The sequence below is a fragment of the Flavimaricola marinus genome (genome assembly GCF_900184895.1).
Classification (GTDB): Bacteria; Pseudomonadota; Alphaproteobacteria; order Rhodobacterales; family Rhodobacteraceae; genus Flavimaricola; species Flavimaricola marinus.
The window spans coordinates 1-621 of the sequence record NZ_FXZK01000055.1 but is presented as its reverse complement, the minus strand read 5'-3'; the positions used below and the strand labels follow the sequence as shown (position 1 = coordinate 621).

At 59.6% G+C, this 621-nt stretch carries 2 protein-coding genes; one reads left to right on the top strand and one right to left on the bottom strand.

What is annotated here, in order from left to right; translation table 11 throughout:
- Positions 1 to 227, top strand: a 227-nt coding sequence (locus tag LOM8899_RS23660; protein ID WP_211096269.1) for a hypothetical protein, incomplete at its 5' end; no start/stop codon positions are given.
- Here LOM8899_RS23660 and LOM8899_RS23565 read toward each other — a convergent pair.
- A complete protein-coding gene (locus LOM8899_RS23565) occupies positions 211 to 381 on the bottom strand; it encodes a hypothetical protein (protein WP_168770648.1) in 171 nt (56 codons plus the stop codon). The two genes, LOM8899_RS23660 and LOM8899_RS23565, sit on opposite strands and share 17 nt — an antisense overlap.
- Between the last annotated feature and the right edge of the window lie 240 nt (positions 382 to 621).

Below are 621 nucleotides of genomic sequence, written 5' to 3'. Positions count from 1 at the left end.
CGCGATCCCCGAGCCGCCAGTCGACCCTTTGCCGGCTGCTCAACTTGGCCGTCGCGCGGATGTCGTCGCTGACCCGTCTGGCGGTGACGAAGGAGCTGAGTGGGCGACATTCGCCATTGTCGCTCGGACCAATGGCGCGACAAGGCTCAACTGTCACAGATGGCGTGCAGTCTCATGGTCGGGCCGTTCTTGGTGCGGCCAATCAAGCGCTCACGCCTTCCCTTTGACGGTCAAACTGGACGCCGCACGATTTACCTTCAGGTAGGTCGCGTCGACCAAGACCGTTTGCTTCTCGGCGTGATCCGCCGCCAAGTCGGACATCATCTGAGCGAAGATGCCCTGTTCGTGGATGCACTCGACCCAGTGGCGATTGCCGCTCACCTCCAACGCGTCCCGTGGTTGTAGCTTGCCTTGTGCGAGTCGTATTCCCTGAGGGCATCCCGCCACCGCAAGCCATCGCAATTGGTGAAGACAATCGCATTTGGAACCCGACCACCATCTGCGCGAGGCTCGCCGTGGAATTTTGTAATTAGGGCTCCAAACGGACCATCCGCGCATCGTTCAGCCAGAAGAGATCAGAGATGTCACCGCTCGTTTTTCAAACGCTCAAACACACTGCCA